This window comes from Klebsiella sp. 141198, from assembly GCF_050600785.1.
In the GTDB taxonomy this organism is placed as follows: Bacteria; Pseudomonadota; Gammaproteobacteria; order Enterobacterales; family Enterobacteriaceae; genus Klebsiella; species Klebsiella aerogenes.
In genome coordinates, this window is record NZ_JAQIRM010000001.1 from 362,898 (window position 1) to 387,783 (window position 24,886).

Below are 24,886 nucleotides of genomic sequence, written 5' to 3' on the forward strand. Positions count from 1 at the left end.
TTAAAGGTGCGAACTGATTTGATAATTTTGAATTTGTGACTCACTCATTTGGTTTTTTTATTAATTTATCGTTAACTAAATTCTTTCAATTAGTTAACAGGCAGAAAAATGAGAATGAGTGTCAAACAGTTACGCGCGTTTCTAGCGGTAGCTCACACTCTTAATTTCGCCCACGCCAGCGAGCGCCTGAACCTGTCGCAGCCGGCGCTGAGTTTGACCATTAAGGGGCTGGAAGAGGCGCTTGGCGGAGCATTGCTGCAACGCAGCACCCGCAAAGTGACCTTAACCCAGGAGGGAGAGACCTTTTTGCCGATGGCCCGCCAGCTGCTGGCGGACTGGGATAATGCCGAAGAGGCGATGCGGCAAAGTTTCACCCTGCAACGGGGAAAGATCTCCGTTGCCGCCATGCCGTCGTTTGCCGCTAACGTGCTGCCGGAAGTGCTTAAAGCCTTTCGTGACCGCTATGCGGGAGTCAACGTCACGGTGCATGACGTGATTAATGAGCAGGTCATTGAGATGGTGCGCGAAGGCCGGGTGGAGATGGGGATCGCGTTTGAGCCATCGCCCGGCAACAATCTGTTGTTTACGCCGCTGGCGGTGGATCGCTTTGTGGCGATCGTGCCAAAAACGTCGCCTTTGGCGAGCAAAAAGCAGTTGAGCTGGCGTGAACTACTGACGCTGGATTTTATTACCCTGCAGCGGCCGTCGGCGGTGCGTTTGATGTTGGAAGAAGAGCTGGCGCGTAGCGGCAGCCAGTTAGACGTGGCGCTGGAAAGTCATCAGTTGGTCACCGTCGGGCGGATGGTCGCCAGCGGTTTGGGCGGCAGCGCGGTGCCCGCGTTATGCCAGTCGCAGATGCAGTCGCTGGGAGCGGTTTGTCTACCATTAAGCGATCCGCCGATTGAAAAGTGTATTGGCGTTATTCACGCCGGACATATGCAGTTGTCGAAAGCGGCGCAGGCGCTGCTGGAAACGCTGAAGGGTTTTTTGCCCGCTTAGGTCGTTTACAGATAAAAAAAACCGGCCTCTTTAGCCGGTTTAATCATCAGATTTTGCAGGCATCGCCGCAATCATCATCGGCAACAATCGCCTGTGCTTTTTTGTCCGCTTCATCCAGGCGTTCAGCGTTACGTTCTTCCGCTTCTTCCAGGCCGCTAAACACCAGGTTGTCGAGATCAATTTCCATGAGTTACCCACTTTGCTACTGTTTTGACTGTCGGCAGAGTATAGGTCAAAACGATGGAGGGTGGCACCCCACGGCCGAAGCTATCGCACAGAGCGTTAATCGTCAGCTTGTTTCAGATAGCGGAGCGGCGGAGCATGAGTTAATAACCGCTATTATTTATAGTTGACATTATTTGTTTATTATAATGAGAGCATAAAAGGATAATTTTCAGATTGTTTCTTAAATGAAATGACAACGAACCAGTAAATAACCATTGACCCGTTTCAGATATGGTAATATGGCCGCGATTATGGATGAGTCTATGGATCTTGATCAATGGTATCGATAACAGCATCTGCCATCAAAGAATGGCGGAGAAATAATAAAGTCATTTGTCACGTTAAACTTAAATATAAAAAGGTGTTGCGTAAATGCCGCGAAATACCTTTAACAGGAGGTAAGTACAAGGAATATCAACGGCTTTGCCAGACATTCAGCTGTGCAAAATTGACCAGTGCGACGCCTGGACTGGTACATTTTGAAGATAAGCCTTTCAAGGCTTATTTAAATAAGCGAATGTCGAAAAGAGCTAAACTGAATATTGCCCATGGCGCTTTGAATTTTATTGAAAAAAGCTTTCAGGCGGAAATATTACCGCAGTTGTATAATGTGTCAGCGTTCGGTTGTTCGATGATTGCCATCCCGCTGAAGAATGGAACCAGCCTGGAAGTGAAACTTCTGGCCTCGCCGTTCCAGGAAGAGGGGGAACTGATGCTGCAGATGTTCTTTGAAAATAAACGCGTGTATAGCGTCTGTTTTTCCTGTACGGATCAGGGCAGCGCGTGGATTGGCGGTATTCAGGGCGGTAAAGACATTAGCAACGACGAAGTGAAAGCGTTGACCAAAGAGCTCTATGGCACGCGGCCAAAAAACCTGATTATCACTTTGCTGTACGGGTTCTTGCGCCACTTTAATATCCGCGAGATCTACGCCATCGACAGCGACTACCATGTGAAGAGCGACAAGGTGAAAGCCAGTTACTCAGAGTTGTGGTTAGAAATCGGCGGCGAGAAGCAGCGGCGCGGTTGGTACAAATTACCTGCGCAAGAGATTAAAAAAAGTCTTGAAGAGGTGAAAAGTAAACATCGCAGCCAGTTCATTAAACGTGAAAATTTAAAAGAGCAGGCGCAGTTGGAGCTGATCGCTGCATTACGCCAGATTAGCGTCGGTGAAAACACCACCCAACCATAATACTGGATTGCCGATTCGCCGGGGGCGGCGGGTCGGCAAGCCATGATTGATGCCAGCTCCTTCCTTGCGTCTCCGTCTAACACTGCTCACCTTTACAACCTGCTCATCTATCAAATCCAGTTTATAAATTAAAAGATTTTAAACATTTTATGCGGTTAAATTTTACATAAAATTTACATGTCCATATACTTTCTTACGTTCTTCGCCCTGGTTTGGGGCGTCCAACCAACAGGTTAACTGCGCTGTACGGCATCGCTTATCGATCGGCGCTTTAAAATAAATGCTTTGGTTATATCGACATATGTCGAATGGGATGAAATATGGACGAACAAAAAGGTCATGGTCGAAGGATCTTCTTCACCATATACCGATTGCTTTTTGTGTTACTGAGTTTTGGCATTGGGATTTTCTTAACTATCTGGGGGGGCAAGCTGCTCTCGCTCGGCGGCAGCGCCTGGTATCTGTTAGCCGGTCTCGCTTATCTCATCATCGCCGTCGGTTACTTCACTCGTAGTCAATACGCGCTTCCTCTTGCTGTTCTTACCTTTCTGTTAACGCTGGCCTGGGCACTGTATGAAGTGCAGCTCAGCTACTGGGGCTTGATCCCTCGTCTGGTGATTCCTGCGCTCATGCTGATGTTGGCTCTGTGGCTGGCGGCGGCGATGCCGGTGGCTCGCGTGCGTCTGGCGAACTGGAGCGCCACGGTTATCTTTATTGCGCTGCTGGCGACGCTGGTTTCGGCATTCTACCCGCACGGCGGCTTCCATAATGGCGTCGTGAAAGCGGCGAATGGCAACAGCGCGACGCAGGCGGCAAAAAGCGATAACTGGGAGTTCTTCGGCCGCGATGCCTCCGGCACCCGTTTTGCGCCGTATACCGATATTACCCCGGAAAACGTACATAAGCTGAAAGTCGCCTGGACCTACCACACAGGCCGCCGCCTGACCGGCCCGGCCATCGGCGTTGACGAAAATACGCCGCTGCAAATTGGCGATACGCTGTATTCCTGTACGCCGCTCAACGTGGTGACCGCCATTGATGCCGATACCGGTAAGGCGCGCTGGCGCTTTGACCCGCACGCGCAGACGGCGGAACATGTGACCTGCCGCGGCGTGGGTTACTATGATGTGCAGAGCGACGATACGCTCAGCGCGGAAGAAAAAGCGAGCCCGGCGCTGCAACAGTGTCCGCAGCGGATCATGGTATCGACCGTGGATGCGCGCCTGCTGGCGCTGAATGCAAAAACCGGCGAACTGTGCGATGACTTCGGCGACCACGGCAGCGTGGATCTGAAGCAGGGCATGGGCGACACCGAAAACAGCAAACGCTACCATCCGACTTCAACGCCGGTGATCATGGGGCACATTGCGGTGCTGGGCGGCTGGGTACGCGATATCGTACACGGCGAGCCATCCGGGGTCGTACGCGCATTTGACGTACGCGATGGTAAAGTCGTCTGGGCCTGGGATGTCGGCAAGCCGGAGAATATCACCGACCCGGAAAAAGGCCGCGTTTATACCCTCGAAACGCCGAACGTGTGGACCATTCCCGGCTTTGATAAAGAGCTGAATCTGGTTTATCTGCCGACCGGTAACGGGCCGCCGGACTACTGGGGCGGCGATCGGAATGAAGCGAAAGAGAAATATGGCTCCGCGGTGGTAGCGGTGGATGCCAGTACCGGTAAAACAAAATGGGTCTTCCAGACCGTTCACCACGATATCTGGGATTATGACCTGCCATCGCAACCAGTACTGTTCCACATGAAAAACGAGCAGGGCGAGGACGTCCCGGTTCTGATCCAGACCACCAAAACCGGACAGATATATGTGCTCGACCGCCGCACCGGCAAACCGGTGACCCGCGTCGAAGAACTGCCGGTCGCTCATCAGGGGGCGGAGGGCGAACATCTGTCTGCCACCCAGCCGTTCTCCACCGGCATGCCGCAGTTAGGCGTCGAGCCGCTGAGCGAAAAATCAATGTGGGGCGTGACGCCGTTCGACCAACTGATGTGCCGTATCGATTTTAAAGAGTCGACCTACCTTGGCATGTATACGCCGCCGTCGGAGAAACCGTATATCGAGTGGCCAAGCCTGCTCGGCGGCATGAACTGGGGCGGCATCACCATCGATGAACGTACCGGTACGCTGTTCGTCAACGATATGCGTATGCCGTTGCGGATGTCGCTGGTGCGCAAGGAAGAGATGGCGAAATACAAAGTCTCCACCGACGAAGTCCCTGGCTTTATGGGCACCGTTCGCCCGCAAGTTGCCGGGCCTTACGGCGGCGTGCGTATCGATATCCTGCAGTCCGCGCTGGGCGTGCCCTGTAATACCCCGCCGTTTGGTACCATGAGCGCCATTGACCTGAACAGCCGTCAGCTCCTGTGGCAGGTGCCGATGGGCTCGGTAGAAGATACCGGGCCGCTGGGGATGAAAACCCATCTGCATATCCCGCTGGGAATGCCGACGTTGGGTGGCCCAACTTCCACCGCCTCGGGCCTGGTATTCTTCGCCGGTACCCAGGATAACTATCTGCGGGCGCTGGATTCCGCCAGCGGTAAAGAGCTGTGGCGCGCTCGCTTACCGGTTGGCGCGGTAGCGGCGCCGTTGGTCTACAAATCGCCGAAAACCGGCAAAGAGTACGTGCTGATTTCCGCCGGCGGCGCCAGCCACTCACCGGACGTCGGTGACGATATCATCGCCTACGCGCTGGAGGAATAACCTTCCTACACGAAACAGGTCCCGGAAACGGGACCTGTTACTGGCTGACAGCCCGCGCGTTGCAGGGGTCAATCCTGGACTTTTACTATCTGAACATCGCTCTGCGCAATACGCTGCCCTGCGGCATTGACGTAGGCCAGAGACACCGGCGCACCGGTGGTTTTATCGACTAACTGGATATGCGGCGACGTATGCAGGAGTTGCTGATGTCCCCATTCCATCAGGGCAAAAAGGACCGGCGCCAGGCTGCGGCTCTTTTCGGTGAGCGTATATTCATAACGCTCGCGCGCACCCGCTTCGCGATAGGGGAGCTTGCGTAGTAGCCCCACATCAACCATCAATTTTAAACGCTGAGTTAACGTCTGTTTGCTCATTCCGGTATGAGCGCGAATCGTTTCGAAACGCGTCACGCCGTAAAACGCCTCTCTTAAAATCAATAAAATCCATTGATCGCCAACAATTTTAGCGCTCTCCGCCAGCCCGCAAAGTTCCGCAGGCAGATAGGGGGATGAATTATCTTTTGACATGATATAGGTTATCTCCTAACCTGAGTTTGAAATATAGACTAAGTTAATCAGGAGAATACTGTGCCTTTTGTTAATGTGCAAACGATTAAAGGGATCATGACCGCTGAGCAGAAGAATGAACTACTGCGTCGCATGACTGACCTCATGGTGGAAATTGAAGGCCGGGGCGATCCGCAATTCCGCCAGTCAGTCTGGGTCCGCATTGATGAACACGAGCCGGAACAGTGGAGCCTCGGAGGAATACAGCCAACGTCAGAGATGATAGCGGCAAAATTTGCCGCTAAACGATGATTTTATTGCCGTTATTGTTATGCGATAACCACGCGTGATTCAGCCTCAATTTCATGACAGGCGACCTTGTGGCCCGGCGCGATTTCGCGAAGACGCGGCGGCTCGCGACGGCAACGGTCGTTTGCCAACGGGCAGCGAGACCAAAAACGGCAGCCTGCAGGCGGTCGGGAAGGGTCGGGAATTTCCCCCTGAACGACCGCCTGCGGTTCGCTTTCGGGATCGAGTGTGGGTACCGCGGCCAGCAGCGCCTGGGTATAGGGATGAAGAGGGCGGCTAAACAGCGCATCGCGGCTGGCGGTTTCCACCAGTTGACCGAGGTACATCACCGCCACGTCGTCGCACAAATGCTCTACAACTCCAAGGTCATGGGAGATGAATAGAAAGGTGACTCCACGCTCGTCGCGCAGGTCGGCAAACAGATTGATAATCTGCGCCTGAATCGACACATCGAGTGCGGAAATGGGTTCATCGGCGACGATAAAGTCCGGATTGAGGATAAGCGCGCGGGCGATGCCGATGCGCTGCCGCTGACCGCCGGAAAACTCATGCGGAAAACGGTGGTAATGCTGAGGCGCCAGCCCGCATATCTTCATCACCGCAATGACTTTCTCATAGAGTTCAGCGCGCGTGCACAGTTTATGCTGCAACATCGCTTCGCCAATCGCCTCGCCAACGCGGATGCGTGGGTTTAGCGAGCTATAGGGATCCTGAAACACCAGCTGAATTTTTGGCCGTAGGGCCTGTATTGCGGCCGCTGGCAGTTCGGATAACTCCTGACCGCGGAATTTAATGCTGCCGGCGGTTTTGTCATACAAGCCAAGCAAGGTACGGCCAACGGTCGTTTTGCCGCTACCGGATTCTCCGACGAGACCGAAAATCGTTCCCGGACGGATATTAAAACTGACGTCATCAACCGCGCGCAGTTCACCGGTCTGTTGGCCGAACAGGCCGTCGCGCAGCGGGAAATACTTTTTCAAACCATTAACTTCAATGATATAGGGCTGATTCATGCCACCGACTCCGCGAATTCACTATAAAAACAGGCCGCCTGGTGAGAAGACCCCAAAAGAGGTGGTGTGTCCTGACGGCAGCGCGCGGTTGCCTGTTGGCAGCGGTCGGCAAACGCGCAGCCTGCAGGCAGTTGCGCGAGATCCGGCACCTGGCCGGGAATGGAGTACAGCCGCCGGCGCCGCGCGCCAGGCACCGGGCGAGAGGCGATAAGCCCGCGGGTATAGGGATGCTGGGGCTGGCGCAGTACCTCGGCGGTGGTTCCCTGTTCGACGATCCGCCCGGCATACATCACCACTACCCGTTCGGCCATCTGTGCGATCACTCCCAGATCGTGGGTGATCAGCAGCATCGCCATCTGGCTTTCGCGCGCGCGGTCGCGCAGCAGGCGCAGGATCTGCGCCTGTACGGTGACATCCAGCGCGGTCGTCGGTTCATCTGCTATTAATAATTGTGGCCCGCAGCTCAACGCCATGGCGATCATCACCCGTTGCAGCATACCGCCGGAAAGCTGGTGCGGATAGTTCGCCATCAGGCTTTCGCTGCGTGCCAGCCCCACCTCGTTTAACAGCCGTATTGCGTGCTGCCAGGCGGCTTTCGGCGAGTCGCCGCGATGGCGGATGAGCGGCTCGCAGAGCTGTTCGCCTATGGTCAGTACCGGGTTGAGCGCCGACATCGGCTCCTGGAAGATCATCGCCAACTGGTTACCGCGCAGATCGGCCATTTGACGGGCTTTCAGCTTGAGCAGATCGCGTTCTTCGAAAAGGATCTCGCCGCCGTCAATACGCGCGGCATGGGGAGGCAGCAGGCCCATTAGCGACATCGCGGTCACGCTTTTGCCGCAGCCGGATTCACCGACGATACCTACCGTTTGCCCGGCCTGAATCGAGAAAGAGATCTCCTGTACCGCGCGTACCCGGCTACCTTCAGCAGCAAAAGAGACAGAAAGTTGCTTAAAAGAAATTAATGGTGCGCTCATTTCAGCCTCTGTTTCATTTTCGGGTCCATCGCGTCGCGCAGGCCGTCGCCCAGTACATTAATGGCAATCACGGTAATAAAGATGGCAATACCCGGAGGCATCCACAGCCACGGTCGCCGCTGAAAATCAATCAAGCTGTTAGCGGCATCCATCATATTGCCCCACGATGGCGTCGGCGGTACTACGCCGAGACCGAGATAGCTCAGCGCCGATTCGCTCAGAATGGCGTTAGCGACCGCCATTGTCGCCATTACCACCAGAATCGGGATGGTATTGGGCAGCAGGTGACCGAACAGCCGGCGACGCGCCGACAGTCCCAGTACCTGCGTCGCCAGCATAAAATCGCGTTCGCGTAGCGACAGGCACTGCCCGCGTACCAACCGCGCCAGCTTCGGCCACTCCAGCAGGCTGAGCATAATAACCACCATCCAGATGCGGGAATCCGGCGAAAAGTCGAGCTCGGAGAGCATCGCGCCTGCAACGATTAACAACGGCAGGCCGGGTATCGTCATCACCAGGTCGGCCAGACGCATAATCAGTTTATTGGTGACGCCGCCGACATAGCCCGATAGCGCTCCCAGTAGATAGCCAAGGGTAACCGACAGCAGCATAGTCAGCAGGCCGATTATCAGTGAAATGCGCCCGGCCAGCAGCAAACGTGTATAGATATCGCGGCCAAGAAAATCGGTACCCAACCAGTGTTCGGCGCCTGGCGGCTTGTTGATCATCAGCGCATCGGTGGCGTCATCTTTCCATGGCGACCATATCGGCCCGAGTACGCACCACAGGGCCATCACCACAAGCAGGATTAAACACAGCATCGCCATCCGGTTGCGGCGTAGCTGGCGCCAGGCCTGATACCATGGAGAGGGCGTTATTTGCGCAAGCGCGGGGATTGTCGCCTGGCGCAGGCGGCGACGGTGGCCAAATAGGGAAGTTATCATCATTATCTCACTCGAATGCGCGGATCGGCCCACGCGTAGAGCACATCGGCCAGTAAATTACCGATGATCGTCAGTACCGCCAGAAATAGGGTAAACCCCATCAGTACCGGATAATCGCGGGCGGCCAGCGAATCGATATGAATGTGCCCGGCACCCGGCCAGTTAAATACTTTCTCGGTAATGATGGCGCCAGAGAACAATCCCGGCAGTTCGAAGCCAAGCAGGGTGATGACCGGCAGTAACGCATTGCGTAGCGCGTGTTTCATAATAACCGTGCGTTCTTGCAACCCTTTAGCACGGGCGGTACGAATGAAATCCATCTTCACCACGTCAAGCATGCTGGCGCGAAAATAGCGCGTCAGGCTGCCGGCCTGCAGCATTACCAGCGCCAGTACCGGCAGTACCAGATGAGCGGCGACCTGCAGCACGTACCGCCAGCCGCTATCGTCGCTACCGGTATTGGTCATCCCGCCTACCGGCAGCCAGTGCAGGTCGACGGCAAACCACTTAATCAGCAGCAGGCAGAGGAAAAAGGTGGGAAAGGACATGGCGGCAAACACCGCGATACTCACCAGATGATCGAACCATGAATTAGGTCTGAGCGCGGAGACCACGCCAACCGTCAGGCCGATACCCCAGTAGAAGACCAGCGCCACGCTTGCCAGCAGGAAGGAGTTCCAGATGTACTGGTTCAGTAACTGGCTGACCGGGATCTGGTATTGCAGCGAGAAGCCTAAATCCCCGCGCAGCAGTTGCCCCAGCCAGTGAAGGTAGCGGGTGAAAAGCGGTTGGTCGAGGCCGTATATCGCCTTCAGTTCGGCGGCGCGGGCGGCCGTCAGGGTGATGTTGCCATCGATAAAATCGCCGGGGGTTTTAGCAAAGAGCATAAAAATGATAAAGGAGGCCAGCAGCAGCATCGGCAGCGTTTGCAATATGCGCCTCAGGATGAAATTTTTCATAACATTCTCACATCAGCCGCCGGGTGGCCGGCGGCTGGGGGATTTACTTCACGATTTTCACGTCCGGCAAACTGCCGGTGAGGCCGTTATAGATATCCGGCTTAAAGCCGGTCACCCGGGCGCTGCTGGCGGAAAGAATTTCCCGGTATCCAAGCAGGATAACCGGCGGATCCTCGGCCAGCACCTGGTACAGCTGGTGATAGATAGGCTTGCGTTGTTCGACATCCAGCACCGCGTTGCCCGCATTGATAAGCTTATCGACTTCAGCATTGTGGTAGCCCGACTCTTTGGCTTCGCTGCTGTAGAAGTCCCACACGCCGTCATGTGGATCGTTGAGAGTGCTGGTGCTAAACGACGCCAGATCGTAATTACCCGCTTTGCGCTGCGCCATCAGCGCGTTGAAATCAACCACCTGCGGTTTTAGCAACACGCCTATCTGCCGCCAGTTCTCTTTAGCAATCGGGATCAGCGCATCGTTAATGATTTTTTTGCTCGCAAGCAAGGTCAATTCCAGCCGTTTTCCGTCTTTCACGCGGATGCCATCGGCGCCAGGCAGCCAGCCCGCTTCATCGAGCAGTTTTTTCGCCTGCGCCGGATCGTAATGGTAGGGGTTGACGCCTTGCGCGTTGAAGGCCCAGGAGATAGGCGCGATCGGTTCAATGGCTACCTTGCCGTACCCCTGATACACCACGTCGATTAACTTCTGCCGGTCAAGCCCGTAAATCAACGCCTGACGCACTTTTTTATCCTGTAGCGCCGGGCGATGGACGTTGAACTCCACCTGGCTGTAGTCGCTGGAACCGTAGAGGTTAATATTGGCAAAACCGAGCATCTTAAGCTGCTCAATATCATCCGGGCGCGAGGTGAAGGCGTCGTAGTCGGTTTCGCCGGTCTGGAATAACTGGAAATTGGTAGACGGATTGGTCACGCGATAGATAAAGCGCGGCGTGGGCGGCGTACCGCGGTAAAAATGCGTGTTGGCGTGGAAGCGAATCTCCTGACCGGGAATATATTTATCGTAGACATAAGGGCCGTTACCGAGCGGTTTTCCGTGCAGAGAACGCAGATAATCCAGATTTCCGCGTTGATACCCTTTACCGTACCAGGCTTTCGATAATACCGGACCGCCGATTTTCGCCAGCGTTGTCGCGCCAGGCTGGGTGGTAGTAACCTGCAGGGTCAGCGGATCGATAACTTTCAGGCCGCTCACGCTATCGGCTTTACCGGCTTTATATTCCGCGCCGCCGGCGATATTAGCCAGAGTAATATCGGTGTCGCCGTCATATTTCGGGTCGAGCAGAACGGTCAGCGTAAAGGCGACATCTTCCGCGGTGAGCGGCGATCCGTCGCTGAAGGTCAGGTTAGGGCGCAATTTGATGGTATAAACTTTGTTATCCGCGCTCACCGTCCAGCTCTCAGCTAGCCCCGGCACCAGCTTACCCTGACTGTCCCAGTCAATCAGGCGCGAGAAAATAACGTTGGTGACGTTCTCATCCCAGCCGTTGACGAAGAAGTAAGGGTTAAAGATCCCCTGCGGTTCGGAAATGCCGGCCACCACCGTGTCTTTACGCAGTTTGGCGCTGGCCGGGATCTGGCTGGCATCGGTTGCGGGAGTGATCCCTTCTTTGAGAATATCGTCGGCGTTGGCGACAGAAGAAAATGCCACCATGCTACCGAGTAGCGCCACTTTCAACGCCAGCGCGAAGCGCGTTTGTCTGGTTTTTAATCCTTGCCGTAATCTGGACAAAAGTGCTACCTCATCAAATGATTGCGTTGTTATTTACAATTCATGACGAAGATAAGAGGCGCGTTGAATACTGTCTAACAACGAAACGCTATGGTTTATAGCCATTTCGCATTAGCAAAAAACCGGCAATATAATGCCGGTTTTCGGGGAAGTCATAGTGGATTGTTCTTTATGCCGCGGCAGCTACTCGCGGGCCTCAACCGGCAGCCACAGGGCCTGCGGGTTAGCGAAATAATATTCGACTTCGGCATAAAAACGGCTGGCGTGCAGGCCATCCACAAAAGCGTGATTAAATCGGCCGGCAACCGGAATGATGCCATTTTTCAGTTTTCCCCACGTCAGGGCGGGCACCGCCGCGCCAACGTAGTATTCCGCATGGGTCATGGCGCTAAAGTGCAGCCACGGTAGGCAACTGGCGCAAAAGAAATTTTCTTCTTCCACAATAAGCGGTGAGGGATTGGTGCTTCTTGCGGCCTCAATGCGCGGCGTCGCGGCGGCGCTAAACGCGGGGAAATTAGCGGCGTTATCGCACCATACCTGGCGAAAACCTTCGCTAGCGGTCATGATCGGCGTCATCACCGAGATGGCGTCATATTCGATGATATCGTCGTTGCGCAGGCGCTGTTTCAACTGCGGTACGGCGTTGGCCGCGCGCAACAGGCCGAATAATGCCAGTTGGAAGAAGGAGACGCCCCGGTCCTTCGCGCAGGTGTACAACTGTTGCGCTTCTACCGGTACGCACAGATTGAAGCTGGGATTGGCAAAGGTACGGTAGAACGTAAAATGATCCAGGCGAGGCCAGCTCGCTTTATCAATGACGCGATAATGTGCCACGGTCGACTCCTTCATGTGGATTTGCCTTACTATGCGACGATTTCCACCAGGTTTCCATCAGGGTCTTTAATAACCGCCTCATAATAGCCATCGCCGGTAGTGCGCGGGGCAGAGACTAAAATGCCCGCCATTTCAGCGCGTTTGGCTAACGCATTAACCTGATCGACGCCGCCGACGGCGATCGCCAGATGCGCCCACCCCGTATGGTTGTTATCGCGGGGCGAGTCCTGTAAGCCGGGTTTGCTCATTAACTCAATTGCCACGTCAGAGCCAATTTTTACAAAGTAGGATTCAAAACCAGGATTGGTTTTACTGCGGTACTTTTCGTTGATTTCGCCAGCAAAAAATTCCACCCAAAAGCGTGCTTGCTGCTCAAGATGACGGGTCCAGAGGGCGATATGGGCAACTTTCATGGTTTACCTCGTAAAGGGTCGGGTTGACAGCATGCGCATGAGTGAATGATTATGCTCTTTGCTGCTCGTTATGTTTATTTAAAGGAGTTATTGTGCTCGATTATGCTGCTTTCCCTCAGCAACGACAAGCGCTGATTTGTCAGATCCTGCAGGAGGACGGTAGGGTCGTCTGCGCCGATCTGGCCCAGCGCTTACAGGTCTCTGAACACACTATTCGCCGCGATCTTCATGAGCTAAGCAAAGACGGATATTGTAAGAAAGTCTACGGCGGTGCGGTGATGACCCTGCCGGAATCCATGGAGTACAACGAACGTAAAGAGAAAAATAGGGCAACAAAGAGCAGGGTCGCTCAGAAATGCGCACAGCTAGTGAAACCGGGCGGCTGTATTTTTATTGATACCGGCACCACCAATCTGGCAATGGCGGAAGCGCTACCGGGCGAACTGGCCTTAACCGTGGTTACCAATTCCCCGGAAATTGCGGCGGTTCTGCTTAAAAAACCGCTTTATGAGGTAGTGATGCTTGGCGGTCTGGTGCAACGCGCGGCTGGCGGTTGTGTCGGCGCATCGGCGGTGGCTCAGGTGCAGGGGATCCTCTTCGATCAGGGATTTATTGGCGGCTGCGCGATGGCTCCGGAGTCAGGTTTAACCGGTTTTGATCACGCCGATTGTGAATTTAAGAAAGCGGTTATCAAGCAGTGCAGTGAAATTATCGTTGGCTTAACCTCAGATAAAATCCCCGCCGTCGCGCGTTTTGTGGTAGCTGAAAGCAGCGCCATTGACGTGCTGGTCGTGGAGGAAAACATCAGCCGTAAATACCGGGATGCTTTCCGTCAACACGAGATCCGTATCTATACCGTCTAGCACACGGGAAAATTATTAATTTGAGAAAACCGGGCTATCACTTTGATAAAAATGGCGGCGAAATGTTACTGACCTGCGAGCCGCGGCCTCAGCAGCGCTATTTTCTCCGCACTTTAGCCGCATTTTGCGCGGCGACTCACAAAAACGAAGCTCAAGCAGCACCTCATTGATTTCTGGCACAAATCTTGGATTTGTTATCGCTGATGTGGCTTTTCCCGTGGGTTGTGGATAGCGCGACGTTTAGCGAACCCGGGATTGCCCGCAACGGATAATCATTGAGGGGACTGTTATGTGTGCTTCACCTTCAGCGCCGCTACGGCGCGTGGATGGACTGGCGAAAGTCAAAGGAACGGCCGTTTATGGCGACGATATTACCTTACCGGGCATGCTGTATGGCGTTTGCCGCTTTGCGGATATACCCGCCGGGAAAATCGAGGCGATAGATCTTAGCGAGGCGCTGAATGTTGCAGGCGTAGTAAAAATCGCCACCTGGCAGGATATCCCCGGTACACCGGTCGTAGGGATCATCGTCAAAGATTATCTGCCTATCGTCAAAGACGAGGTGGTCTTCCACGGCGATGTCGTTGCCGTGGTGGCGGCAACCAGTTATGAAGCCGCCTGCGAAGCGGCGGATAAAATACATGTGCGCTATACGCCTTATGAGCCGCTAACGGATGTAGAAGCCGCGCTGGAGGCGGACGCCCGGCGAATTCACCCGGAGCGCAGCGATAATATCGCCGCCCATCACCACACCGTTAAGGGCGACATCGCCAAAGGCTTTGCCGAAGCCAGTCACGTGATTGAACGTGAATATGAAGTGGGCTTCCAGGAACACGCCTACATCGAACCGGAAGTCGTACTGACCTGGCTTGATCCTACCGATGGTAGCCTGATTATCTCCGGCTCCATTCAGAACCCGCACCGCGTACGCAGCTTCGTGGCTAAGTTTATGGGCTGCCCGCAAAGCCAGATTAACGTCAAACGCGCGGTGATGGGCGGCTCGTTCGGCGGCAAAGATGACATCATCGATCATCTGGCCTGCCGTTCCGCATTGATGACGTGCCTGACCGGTCGCCCGGTGAAGTTTGCCTACACTCGCGAGCAGTCCATTATCGAAAGCTGTAAGCGCCACCCTTATAAAATGAAGTATCGGGCCGGGGTGGACGACAACGGACGCATTCTGGCGATCAAAATCGATATTCTTGCCGACAGCGGCGGCTATGCGGCGTCCTCCCCGTTTGTCACCTGGCGTTCTTCGGTGCAGGCCGCTGGGCCGTACAATATTGATAACGTCCATATCGACGTTAAAGCCGTCTATACCAACAACAGCTATACCTCGGCGATGCGTGGTTTCGGTTCACCACAGGTGGTTTACGCCAACGAATCCTTTATGGATGAAATTGCCGACGTGCTCAATCTCTCGCCGGTGGCGGTGCGTGAAGTGAACGCGCTGCGTCAGGGCGATACCTCGGTCACCGGCCAGCGGTTTGATAAACACACCGTCTCGGCGATTGAAGTCCTGAGCAAGGCGGTGAATGCCTCGGAATTTGCGGCAAAACGCCAGCACTATCGTGAATTGAACCAACAAGGCGATGTTTATCGATATGGTATTGGCCTGGCGCTGAGCTACCGCGGCTGTTCCATCGGCGCTGAAGGGGTAGATACCTCGACGGCGCTCATTCAGGTGAATGAAGATGGTAGCGTCAATCTGGCGACATCGGTATCGGAAAACGGTCAGGGTCTGCAAACCGCGATGTCGCTAATCGCCGCGGAAGCCTTTGGTATTCCTCTATCGGAACTGCATTTTATGGAGCCGCCGACCTCGGTTATCGGCGACGGCGGATCGACGGCGGCCACCCGCGGAACGATGGTCGGCGGCGGGGCGATTCTTGACGCCGCCGACAAGATAAAGCGCCGTATTCTCAGCGTCGTCGGCGACAGCATCGGCACCCGCGAGTTGGAAGAAACCCTGTGGCAGGATGGCTTTATCATCAACGCCCAGGACAGTGAACGGCGTATTGACTTCAAAACCGCGGTCAATAGGACCAAATGGGCCAGCGTCAGCCTGACCGAGTACGGCTGGTTTGTGCCGCCGCCCATTCATTGGGATGAAGAAAAAGGCTGCGGCAGCCCGTACTTTACCTGGGTCTACGGCTGCCAGGTGGCTGAGGTACGGGTGAACACCAGCACTGGTAAAACCGATTTGCTGCACGTTACCGCCGCCCATGACGTGGGCCGGGTACTCAACCCGGTGGGTTTTGAAGGCCAGGTTTACGGTGGGGTGGCGCAGGGTTTCGGCTATGCGCTGCTGGAAGACTTCAACATTGAAAACGGCCAGGTCAAATCGGAAAACTTCGACAGCTACCTGCTGCCGACGATGAAAGACATTCCGCCGATGACGATTATCGGCGTAGAAAACCCGGATATCGCCGGGCCTCTGGGGGCGAAGGGGATTGGCGAGCCGGCCACTGAACTCGCGGCGGCGGCTATCAATAACGCGGTGAGTTTTGCCCTTGAGCAGCGGTTTAATAAATTACCGCTGACCCTCGAACAGGTGATCCTCGGCTACAACCTGAAGAAGCCGGTTCGCCAAAGCGAAATGATGCTGGAGGCGGAAAACAAGAAGCAGGTGCTGCGCCTCACTGATGTGAAAGTTACCCGGGCGAAAAGCCTGCAGGAGGCGTTAACCCTGCTGGCGCAAGAGGGCGTGACGGCTATCGCCGGCGGTACCGATGTGATTGTGCAGGGGCGTTTGCAAACCCGCGCGATGCGGTTGGTTGATATTTCCCGTCTGCCGGAGTTGACGCAGGTGAGCGAGGATCCGGTCAGCCATGAGGTCATCATTGGCGGAGCGATGACCTTTAACCGTATTACCGATCATCCGCTGCTGCGCGAACGTTACCCGCTGCTGGTGCAGGCCTGTCATACCGTCGGTTCGCACCAGATCCGCAACCGCGCCACCATCGGCGGCAATATCGTCAACGCCGCGCCCTGCGGCGATTCCATTCCACCTGCCATCCTCTATGACGCGCGCATCGAACTGCGCTCGTTAAATGGCGTACGTACCCTCGGTCTGGCCGAGTTCTTGCTGTCTGGCTACAAGACCCAGCGCCAGCCGGATGAGCTTTTGACCAAAGTGATACTGCCGCCACCGGCGCGTCCGCAGGCCAAAGGTTTCTATCACCAGTTAGGGCGGCGCAACGCGCTCAACATCACCCGTCAGAGCCTGAGCGCGCTGCTTGATTTTGCCGATGATGGCACGGTGAGCTACTGCCGTCTGGTGGATGGCGCGCTGTTCAGTAAACCGCAGCGGCTGCTGGATATTGAACGATGCCTGCTAGGGAAACCGTTAAATAGCGACACGATTAATAGCGCCTGCGAGATGCTGGACAAGCTTATCTATGCGGCCATTGGTAAGCGCTGGTCGGCGGCATATAAGCAGCCGGTATTCGTCAATATGTTCCGCGACATGATGGCCGAGGCGCAACGGGCCTCAGGGATTTAATGATTCAATCAGGGCGCCAGAGCGCCCTGTACAGGATAGAGCTATGAGCACAATTAAAGTGAAGGTAAACGGCAAGCTGGTGGAAGCAAAAGTAGAAGGCAATATGCGCTTATTGGATCTGGTGCGGGATACATTGCATCTTACCGCTACCAAAGAGGGATGTTCGATTGGCGAATGCGGCGCTTGCACGGTGCTGATGGACGGTAACGCCGTTTGTTCTTGCCTGGTACTGGCCGAACAGTGTGATGAAGCGGAGATCGAGACGCTCGAAGGGTTAAACGATAATCCGATTACGCAAAAATTACAGGATGCATTTATTGAGAAGGGCGGTGTGCAGTGCGGGTTCTGTACGCCAGGAGTATTGGTGAGCGCCACCGAATTATTAACCAAAGAGCCGCATCCGGACGAAGCGCAAATAAAGGATGTATTAGAAGGCAATATGTGCCGCTGTACCGGCTATCAGCCGATTATTGACTCCATTCAACACGCGATTAAATCGTGATCTTATACCGGGGTTACGGCGTTGTGTGACTTGGTAGCCGGCAAAGAGCAATGCGCCGCCTCGGGGAAAACCCCCGGTGGCGCTAGTGTACGACCGGGGCTACAGGGTGGTGCGATTTGGTAGCCCGGAGAAGGCGCAATGCGCTGCCACCGGGGAAAACCCCCGGTGGCGTTAGCGCTTACCGGGGCTACAGGATTATGCGATTGGGTAGCCCGGACAAGGCGCCATGCGCCGCCTCCGGGAAAATCCCCGGTGGCGCTAGCGCTTACCGGGGCTACAGGGTGGTGCGATTTGGTAGCCCGGACAAGGCGCCATGCGCCGCCTCCGGGAAAATCCCCGGTGGCGCTAGCGCTTACCGGGGCTACTCAATGGTACAAAGGCTCGAACCTTAACCCATCACGCTTTCGCGCAGGCGGGCTTTCAGCTTGTTGTACTCGTCGATCACGTACTGTTCCGCCGCGCGCTGATCGGCAATCCGCTCAACGTTGACCGCGCAGTACTTGTACTCCGGCGTTTTGGTTATCGGGCTCAGGTTCTCCGACACCAGCTCGTTACAGGCGCCGATCCACCACTGGTAGGTCATGTACACCGCGCCTTTATTCGGCCGTTCGCTGACCTGTGCGCGGGTGATGATGCGGCCCTTACGTGAGTTGACCCACACCAGCGCTTCATCCTCGATGCCTAACCGTTCGGCGTCGGCGGTGTTGATTTGCGCATAGCCCGGTTCATCGGCAAGCCTGCTTAAGGCCGCACAGTTACCGGTCATCGAACGGCAGGAGTAGTGACCGACTTCGCGTACCGTTGAGAGCACCATCGGGTACTCGTCGGTGAGCTTATCGATCGGCGCGACCCAGTCGCAGGTGAAAAACTGGGCTTTACCGCTCGGTGTAGAGAATGTCTCTTTAAACAGATACGACGTCCCCTGGTCGGCGTCGGACTCATCGCGGCATGGCCACATGACATAGCCAAGCTCGCCCATTTTTTCATAGGTGGCGCCGTAGAAGTCCGGGCACAGATGCCGCAACTCATCCCAGATCTCCTGGGTGTTGTTGTAGTGCATCGGATAGCCCATCCGGGTGGCGATTTCGCTGATGATCTGCCAGTCGGTTTTCAGGTCCCACTTCGGCTCCACCGCTTTAAAGAAGCGCTGGAAGCCGCGGTCCGCTGCGGTATACACGCCTTCGTGCTCGCCCCACGAGGTGGACGGCAGGATGACGTCGGCCGCGGCGGCGGTTTTGGTCATGAAAATATCCTGGACGATAACCAGTTCCAGCTGTTCAAACGCCTTGCGTACCGCGGAAAGCTCGGCATCGGTCTGCAGCGGATCCTCGCCCATAATATAGGCCGCGCGGACTTCGCCGTGTTCGGCACGGTGCGGCAGCTCGCTGATGCGATAACCGGTATGTTCCGGCAGGCTGTCGACGCCCCAGGCTTTAGCGAACTTCTCGCGGTTTTCCGGGAACTTAACGTACTGGTAGCCCGGATAGGTATCCGGCAGCGCGCCCATGTCGCAGGCGCCCTGGACGTTGTTCTGCCCGCGTACCGGGTTGACGCCGACGCTTGGCTTGCCGAGGTTGCCGGTGAGGATCGCGAGGCTGGTCAGCGAGCGCACGGTCTCCACGCCCTGGTAGAACTGGGTGACGCCCATGCCCCACAGGATGGCGGCGGATTTGGCGCTGGCGTACATCCGGGCGCAGGCGCGGATCTCCTGAGCGCTGACGCCGGTTATCTCTTCCACCGACTCCGGCGTGTAGCCTTCGACGATTTTGCGATACTCCTCGAAGCCTTCGGAACGGCTGGCAACGAAGGATTTATCGTACAGATCCTCTTCAATAATGACGTGGCCAATGGCGTTGAGCAGCGCGATATTCGAGCCGTTCTTCAGCGCGATGTGCATGTCGGCGATGTGCGCGGTTTCAATTTTGCGCGGGTCGCAGACGATGATTTTCGCCCCGTTGCGTTTGGCGTTAATGACGTGATTCGCCACGATAGGGTGGGAATCCGCCGGGTTGTAACCGAAGATAAACACCAGATCGGTGTTATCAATCTCCGTGATGGCATTACTCATGGCGCCGTTACCGACCGACTGGTGCAGACCTGCAACCGAAGGGCCGTGTCAGACGCGAGCGCAGCAGTCGACGTTATTGGTGCCAATAACGGCGCGCGCGAATTTTTGCATCACGTAGTTGGTTTCATTACCGGTCCCGCGGGAGGAGCCGGTGGTCTGGATCGCGTCCGGGCCATATTTTTCTTTAATGGCGCCAAGGCGGGTGGCGACATAATCGAGCGCCTCGTCCCAGGAGACGGCTTCCAGTTTGCCGCCACGTTGGCAACGGATCATGGGGGTTTTGAGACGCGGGGTCAGGATCTGGGTATCGTTAATGAAGTCCCAGCCATAATAGCCTTTCAGACACAGGGTTCCCTGATTGTTTTTCCCCATGGCCGCTTCGGCGCCGACGACCATGCCGTCGTCCGTAACCAGCCGCAGCTTACAGCCAGCGGCGCAGTAGGGACAGACGGTGGTGACTTTTTCCATCGTGTGACTCCTTAAAAATAGTACGGCAACAGATAGATAAAACGGCTGTTAATTCCGAGGGTAATGGCGTCCTGGATGGCGGGAACCGCCATCAGTGCCATCATCAACAGTGCAAAAAGCAGACGTTGCGACATAGACATAATCACTCCTGGCCGTCAGCGGCGGTTTGACCTTTCTGTACCTTGCGCAGCAGCAGCCACATGCGCACCGTACGCACGGCCATGTTGCGGGCAGCCGCGCTCGGCGGCGCCGGGTCCGGTTCCGGGACATCGTGAGAAATACGGAACGGCACGCTGCCGTTCAGCGTCAGGTTGGCGACAATTGCTGTCAGGGTGCCGATAGTGATGCCGCTATGCAGAAACAGCTGCATCATTGGCGGGAACTGGGTAAACAGATTCGGCACCAATACCGGCATCATGCCGAGACCAAGGGTGAGTGCGACGACCATCCCATTGTTATTGTTGCGATAGTTGACCTGACCAAGAGTACGAATACCGGAAACGGCAACCATGCCGAACATAACGATACCGGCGCCGCCGAGGATCGGTTTCGGAATCAGTACCACCAGCGCCGCCATTTTGGCGAAAATGCCCATCAGCATCAGAATGACGCCGGAGACCGACACCACGAAGCGGCTGCGTACGCCGGTCAGGCCAATCAGGCCGACGTTCTGCGCGAAGGCCGCGTAGGGAAACAGATTGAAGAAACCGCAGATTGTCGTCGCCAGTCCGCAGGTATTCAGGCCATTACGCAGCATGCTGGCCGTGACCTGTTTACCAACGATATCGCCGGTGGCCATGATGGACGACATGGTTTCGACCATCACCACCACCATCACCATCGACAGCAGGGCGACCGGCACGATATGAAATTCAGGCCGGGCGAACTGCATCACCTGTGGCAGATGCAGCCACGGCGTAGCATTGACGAGGTTAAAATCCAGCGGCTTGAAGAAGCTCCATAAAATAGTGCCGATCACCAGCCCAATCAGCACCGAGGTGTTTTTGACCACGCCGGTGGCGAAGGTATACAGGTTAAGAATAATGACCAGCGTGATGGCCGCCATCAGCAGCGAGAAGAGATCGCCGAAACCGGCCATCTCGCTGCTGCCGCCGCCAATCCATCCTCCCGCGACCGGCATAATAGAGAGGCCGATCAGCGTTACAATGCCGCCCATCACCACCTTCGGAAAGAAGCGAATGAGACGGCTAATCCACGGCGCGCAGCAGAGGATAAAAATACCCGAGACGATAACCGAGCCGGAGATCACCCCGATACCGTACTCTTTACCAATAAGCACCATCGGGATCAGCGCGGCGAAAGTACAGCCCTGGATCAGCGGTAGGCGGCAGCCCAACCACTGCTTGATGCCCATCGATTGCACGATGGTCGCGGCGCCGCAAATAAACAAATCGGCGCTGATTAATAAAATAATATGCTCCGCAGGCAAACCGACCGCGTTGCCCACCACCAGCGGTACCGCCACCGCCCCGGCGTACATCACCAGCACGTGCTGCAATCCATAGAGAATCATTTGTGTAATTGGCAGGACCTCATCGACCGGCGCGACAGTCGCCGTATTGCGTGAGGCCGGAATGGCAAAATCTTTCATGAAGTAGTTGTCTCCTTTACGACTTCCGCCCGTGCCGAACTGAAAGGGGAGAAGTTACGATTCGAAGGCCATTGCCTCCCTCTGCTGATGATGTTCACCAGCGTATAACGCGCACGGAGTTGCTTATGCGTTAGGAAGGTTATGCGTAAGCTGTGCCAAAAATGAGCGATGCGGCAGTGGAATAATATATTTGTGAAATCAATCACGGGTTGGCATGTTTATTTCTTGCTGGCCTGTTTAGCGCTGCGAGCGGGCATCAGAAATAAAAATGACGAATATCAGTTTGAGATATATGCAGTCTCATTTTGGTAGGCGAAATAAGCGCTAAGAAGATAAAAATGATAAAAAGTCAGGGCTGGCTTGAGATGCCATCCCGGTGATTTGATGAGCTTTTATTTATTCGTGAGTGACAGGAGAGTAATAATTTGAGCTGACTCGCAAAAATGAATAGCAGCAGAAGGTGAGCGCCCAATATCGCCCGAATATTGCAATCCATCCCTAAGACTATTCCAGAAGAATAAAAGGGAAGCAAATGAATCGATTTATTGTGGCCGATGTTGCGAACTGTATTGGATGTCATGCCTGCGAAGTAGCCTGCGTCACGGCGCATCATCAGAATGCCTGGCCGGCACAGCGCAGCGCGTTTGTTCCGCGCATCCATGTTGTCTTCCACCGGAATACCAGTACTGCGACCACTTGCCACCATTGCAACGACGCGCCTTGCGTCACCTCCTGCCCGACTCAGGCGCTGTATGTCGCCAACGACAGCATCCAGTTTACCCAGTCCGAGTGTATCGGTTGCAAAAACTGCGTTGTCGCTTGCCCATTTGGCGCAATTGAGATGGTCGCCAGCGGGGAAGATGGCCCGCAACTGGCGCAAAAATGCGATCTTTGTCGCGATCGCCCCTCAGCAGAGCAGGCCTGCGTGGCCAGTTGCCCGACTCAGGCGCTGCGCGTAATGGACGAGAGCGGGCTGAAACGGTTGCAGCGGGAAAGACAAATCCGCTCCGCCCAAGGGCAGCCGCCGGCCGAGCGTCGTGGCGCAAGGCGCGAAGCGTTCCTGGATAAAGCGCCGCGGGTGGGGGCGAAGAAGCTTGCCGCGGAGGAGCGAAAAGGGCATTTTGCCGAGATCTACCAGCGCCTTAGCGAATGTGATGCCGAATATGAAAGCGAGCGTTGCCTGTACTGTGCGCAAAAAGCCTGGTGCAACTGGACCTGCCCGTTACACAACCACATTCCCGATTTCATCAAACTGGTACGTGAGGGAAAAATTATTGAGGCCGCAGAACTCTGTCATCAAAGCAGTTCACTGCCGGAAATTTGCGGCCGGGTCTGCCCACAGGACAGGCTATGTGAGGGCGCCTGTACGTTGAAAAACGAAGGCGGCGCGGTGGCGGTTGGCAATCTGGAGCGTTATATCACCGATACCGCGCTGGCGATGGGCTGGCGGCCAACCACAGGCGAGGTCACGCCGCGTCGGGAGCGAGTGGCTATTATCGGCGCCGGCCCGGCGGGACTGGGCTGCGCGGATATTCTCGCGCGCGCCGGGGTACAGGTTGATGTTTTTGATAAACATCCTGAAATTGGCGGGCTGCTGACTTTCGGCATTCCGTCTTTCAAGCTGGAAAAAACGGTAATGGCGCTGCGGCGCGAGATCTTCAGCGATATGGGGATTCGTTTCCATCTCAATCAGGAAGTGGGGCGCGACGTGGACTTTAGCGAACTGCTGGCTAACTACGATGCGGTCTTTTTAGGTGTCGGCACCTACGGACTGATGGGCGCGGGTCTCGATGGCGAAGACGCGCCGGGCGTCATTCAGGCGCTGCCGTTCCTGATTGCCAACACCCGTGAGGTGATGGGGCTTGAAGAGAGCGCCGAATATCCGTTAACCGACATTAAGGATAAGCGGGTGGTGGTGCTCGGCGGGGGCGATACGGCGATGGACTGTTTGCGCACCGCGGTGCGTCGCGGAGCCGAGAGCGTGACCTGCGCCTATCGTCGCGATGAGTTAAGCATGCCGGGCTCGAAAAAAGAGGTGGTGAACGCGCGAGAGGAGGGCGTGGCGTTTCAGTTTAATGTTCAGCCGCAATATATCCTGCGTAACCGTAAAGGCCAGGTCAGCGCCGTCGGGATGATCCGTACCGAAATGGGTGAACCAGGGCCGGATGGCCGCCGCCGCCCGCGGCCAATTGCCGGTTCAGAATTCGAACTCCCGGCCGAAGTGCTGGTGCTGGCGTTTGGTTTCCAGGCCCACGACATGCCTTGGCTGCGGGGGCACGGCATCAAACTTGACCGCTGGGGGCAGATTGTGACGGGCGGCAAAGGTCGCGGCACCACGCAGACCAGCCATGACAAAATCTATGCCGGCGGCGATGCGGTACATGGCGCCGATCTGGTGGTGACGGCAATGGTTGCCGGGCGCCAGGCCGCAAGCGAAATGCTGGCGCGATTTGACCATAAGGAGCGGTGATGACCCATTTTATTCTTGCCAATTCACAGGCCTGTATCGGCTGTCGTACCTGCGAAGTCGCCTGCGCACTGGAACATGTAGCGGAAGGGACGGAATTTCATCCGCGATTGAAGGTGATGCGACTCGATGCGTTGAGCGTGCCGGTGATGTGCCATCAGTGTGAAAACGCGCCATGCGTCGGGGTCTGTCCGACCGGCGCATTGGCGATGGGCGCTGAGCGGGTAGAAGCCGATGCCGGGCGCTGCATTGGTTGCCAGAGCTGCGTCGTCGCCTGCCCATTTGGCGCGATTACTATCGAGACATCGGCAGTGCATCCGCCGGTTATCGTGAAGTGCGATCTCTGCGAGCAGCGAGAAGATGGCCCGGCCTGTGTATCGGTGTGCCCAACGGCGGCAATATCGCTGATGACCGGTGAGGCGCTGACGGCGCTGCAGAAACAGAGAACTATCGCCAGCGCTAGCTTATTGAGCTTGTAGGAGAGCCCCGGATGGCGACGCGCTGCGTCTTATCCGGGCTACCTAACGATGTTCCTGCGCTATTTATAGCCCCGGTAGAAGCCA

Annotated in this window: 21 protein-coding genes; 9 read left to right on the plus strand and 12 right to left on the minus strand. The window is 55.8% G+C overall.

Features of this window, described 5'->3' with window-relative positions; translation table 11 throughout:
• Positions 1-108 precede the first annotated feature (108 nt).
• A complete protein-coding gene (locus PGR10_RS01765; RefSeq protein ID WP_020079025.1) occupies positions 109-999 on the plus strand; it encodes a LysR family transcriptional regulator in 891 nt (296 codons plus the stop codon).
• 46 nt (positions 1,000-1,045) lie between these two features.
• Here PGR10_RS01765 and PGR10_RS01770 read toward each other — a convergent pair whose 3' ends face one another.
• Entirely contained in the window at positions 1,046-1,186 is a 141-nt protein-coding gene (locus PGR10_RS01770; protein ID WP_015705194.1) for a hypothetical protein, read from the minus strand.
• A gap of 315 nt (positions 1,187-1,501) precedes the next feature.
• Between PGR10_RS01770 and PGR10_RS01775 the strand changes: the two genes are divergently transcribed.
• Positions 1,502-2,416: a DUF535 family protein gene (locus PGR10_RS01775; protein ID WP_087857858.1), complete on the plus strand. Its 915-nt coding sequence runs from the start codon at positions 1,502-1,504 to the stop codon at positions 2,414-2,416.
• A gap of 320 nt (positions 2,417-2,736) precedes the next feature.
• The gene (locus PGR10_RS01780; protein WP_430922811.1) at positions 2,737-5,136 is read left to right on the plus strand and encodes a membrane-bound PQQ-dependent dehydrogenase, glucose/quinate/shikimate family; all 2,400 of its coding nucleotides are present in this window, start codon (positions 2,737-2,739) and stop codon (positions 5,134-5,136) included.
• A gap of 68 nt (positions 5,137-5,204) precedes the next feature.
• Here the strand turns inward: PGR10_RS01780 and PGR10_RS01785 are convergent, their stop codons facing one another.
• Positions 5,205-5,663 carry a winged helix-turn-helix transcriptional regulator gene (locus PGR10_RS01785; protein ID WP_087857856.1) on the minus strand — a complete coding sequence of 153 codons (459 nt, stop codon included), beginning with the start codon at positions 5,661-5,663 and terminating at the stop codon, positions 5,205-5,207.
• Between the two features lie 60 nt (positions 5,664-5,723).
• Between PGR10_RS01785 and PGR10_RS01790 the strand changes: the two genes are divergently transcribed.
• A complete protein-coding gene (locus PGR10_RS01790) occupies positions 5,724-5,954 on the plus strand; it encodes a tautomerase family protein (RefSeq protein ID WP_213793714.1) in 231 nt (76 codons plus the stop codon).
• A 17-nt stretch (positions 5,955-5,971) separates the two neighbouring features.
• Here the strand turns inward: PGR10_RS01790 and PGR10_RS01795 are convergent, their stop codons facing one another.
• The 7 genes from PGR10_RS01795 to PGR10_RS01825 all read right to left on the minus strand — a co-directional run bounded on the left by PGR10_RS01795 (position 5,972) and on the right by PGR10_RS01825 (position 12,838).
• Entirely contained in the window at positions 5,972-6,964 is a 993-nt protein-coding gene (locus PGR10_RS01795; RefSeq protein ID WP_430922813.1) for an ABC transporter ATP-binding protein, read from the minus strand.
• Positions 6,961-7,941 (minus strand): ABC transporter ATP-binding protein, encoded by a 981-nt coding sequence (locus PGR10_RS01800; RefSeq protein ID WP_430922181.1) that lies wholly within the window; start codon positions 7,939-7,941, stop codon positions 6,961-6,963. Before PGR10_RS01800 ends, PGR10_RS01795 begins: the two co-directional genes overlap by 4 nt.
• Complete coding sequence (gene opp4C / locus PGR10_RS01805; RefSeq protein WP_430923100.1) at positions 7,938-8,885, minus strand: oligopeptide ABC transporter permease; 948 nt, start codon at positions 8,883-8,885, stop codon at positions 7,938-7,940. Before opp4C ends, PGR10_RS01800 begins: the two co-directional genes overlap by 4 nt.
• 2 nt (positions 8,886-8,887) lie before the next feature.
• Complete coding sequence (locus PGR10_RS01810) at positions 8,888-9,844, minus strand: ABC transporter permease (RefSeq protein ID WP_430922814.1); 957 nt, start codon at positions 9,842-9,844, stop codon at positions 8,888-8,890.
• A gap of 43 nt (positions 9,845-9,887) precedes the next feature.
• On the minus strand, positions 9,888-11,591 hold the full coding sequence (locus PGR10_RS01815) for an ABC transporter substrate-binding protein (RefSeq protein WP_430922815.1): 1,704 nt from the start codon (positions 11,589-11,591) through the stop codon (positions 9,888-9,890).
• A gap of 183 nt (positions 11,592-11,774) precedes the next feature.
• Positions 11,775-12,425 (minus strand): CatA-like O-acetyltransferase, family 1, encoded by a 651-nt coding sequence (locus PGR10_RS01820; protein WP_430915227.1) that lies wholly within the window; start codon positions 12,423-12,425, stop codon positions 11,775-11,777.
• 29 nt (positions 12,426-12,454) lie between these two features.
• On the minus strand, positions 12,455-12,838 hold the full coding sequence (locus tag PGR10_RS01825; RefSeq protein WP_113375034.1) for a VOC family protein: 384 nt from the start codon (positions 12,836-12,838) through the stop codon (positions 12,455-12,457).
• A 92-nt stretch (positions 12,839-12,930) separates the two neighbouring features.
• Here PGR10_RS01825 and PGR10_RS01830 point away from each other — a divergent pair, with 92 nt between their 5' ends.
• The 3 genes from PGR10_RS01830 (at position 12,931) to PGR10_RS01840 (ending at position 17,708) form a co-directional block, all read left to right on the plus strand.
• On the plus strand, positions 12,931-13,701 hold the full coding sequence (locus PGR10_RS01830; RefSeq protein ID WP_430922816.1) for a DeoR/GlpR family DNA-binding transcription regulator: 771 nt from the start codon (positions 12,931-12,933) through the stop codon (positions 13,699-13,701).
• Between the two features lie 289 nt (positions 13,702-13,990).
• Positions 13,991-17,206, plus strand: coding sequence for a molybdopterin cofactor-binding domain-containing protein (locus PGR10_RS01835; RefSeq protein WP_430922817.1), 3,216 nt, complete (start codon positions 13,991-13,993; stop codon positions 17,204-17,206).
• A 43-nt stretch (positions 17,207-17,249) separates the two neighbouring features.
• Positions 17,250-17,708, plus strand: coding sequence for a (2Fe-2S)-binding protein (locus tag PGR10_RS01840; RefSeq protein ID WP_015366918.1), 459 nt, complete (start codon positions 17,250-17,252; stop codon positions 17,706-17,708).
• A 388-nt stretch (positions 17,709-18,096) separates the two neighbouring features.
• Here the strand turns inward: PGR10_RS01840 and fdhF are convergent, their stop codons facing one another.
• The 3 genes from fdhF to PGR10_RS01855 are packed head-to-tail and all read right to left on the minus strand — an operon-like array spanning position 18,097 to position 21,856.
• A complete protein-coding gene (gene fdhF, locus PGR10_RS01845; RefSeq protein ID WP_430922818.1) occupies positions 18,097-20,244 on the minus strand; it encodes a formate dehydrogenase subunit alpha in 2,148 nt (715 codons plus the stop codon).
• An 11-nt stretch (positions 20,245-20,255) separates the two neighbouring features.
• On the minus strand, positions 20,256-20,384 hold the full coding sequence (locus PGR10_RS01850; RefSeq protein WP_015366915.1) for a hypothetical protein: 129 nt from the start codon (positions 20,382-20,384) through the stop codon (positions 20,256-20,258).
• Positions 20,385-20,386: 2 nt separating this feature from the next.
• Positions 20,387-21,856 (minus strand): nucleobase:cation symporter-2 family protein, encoded by a 1,470-nt coding sequence (locus PGR10_RS01855; protein ID WP_430922819.1) that lies wholly within the window; start codon positions 21,854-21,856, stop codon positions 20,387-20,389.
• A gap of 532 nt (positions 21,857-22,388) precedes the next feature.
• Here PGR10_RS01855 and ygfT point away from each other — a divergent pair.
• Positions 22,389-24,326 (plus strand): formate-dependent uric acid utilization protein YgfT, encoded by a 1,938-nt coding sequence (ygfT, locus tag PGR10_RS01860; protein ID WP_430922820.1) that lies wholly within the window; start codon positions 22,389-22,391, stop codon positions 24,324-24,326.
• A complete protein-coding gene (locus PGR10_RS01865; protein WP_430922821.1) occupies positions 24,326-24,802 on the plus strand; it encodes a 4Fe-4S dicluster domain-containing protein in 477 nt (158 codons plus the stop codon). Before ygfT ends, PGR10_RS01865 begins: the two co-directional genes overlap by 1 nt.
• Positions 24,803-24,886: the final 84 nt, after the last annotated feature.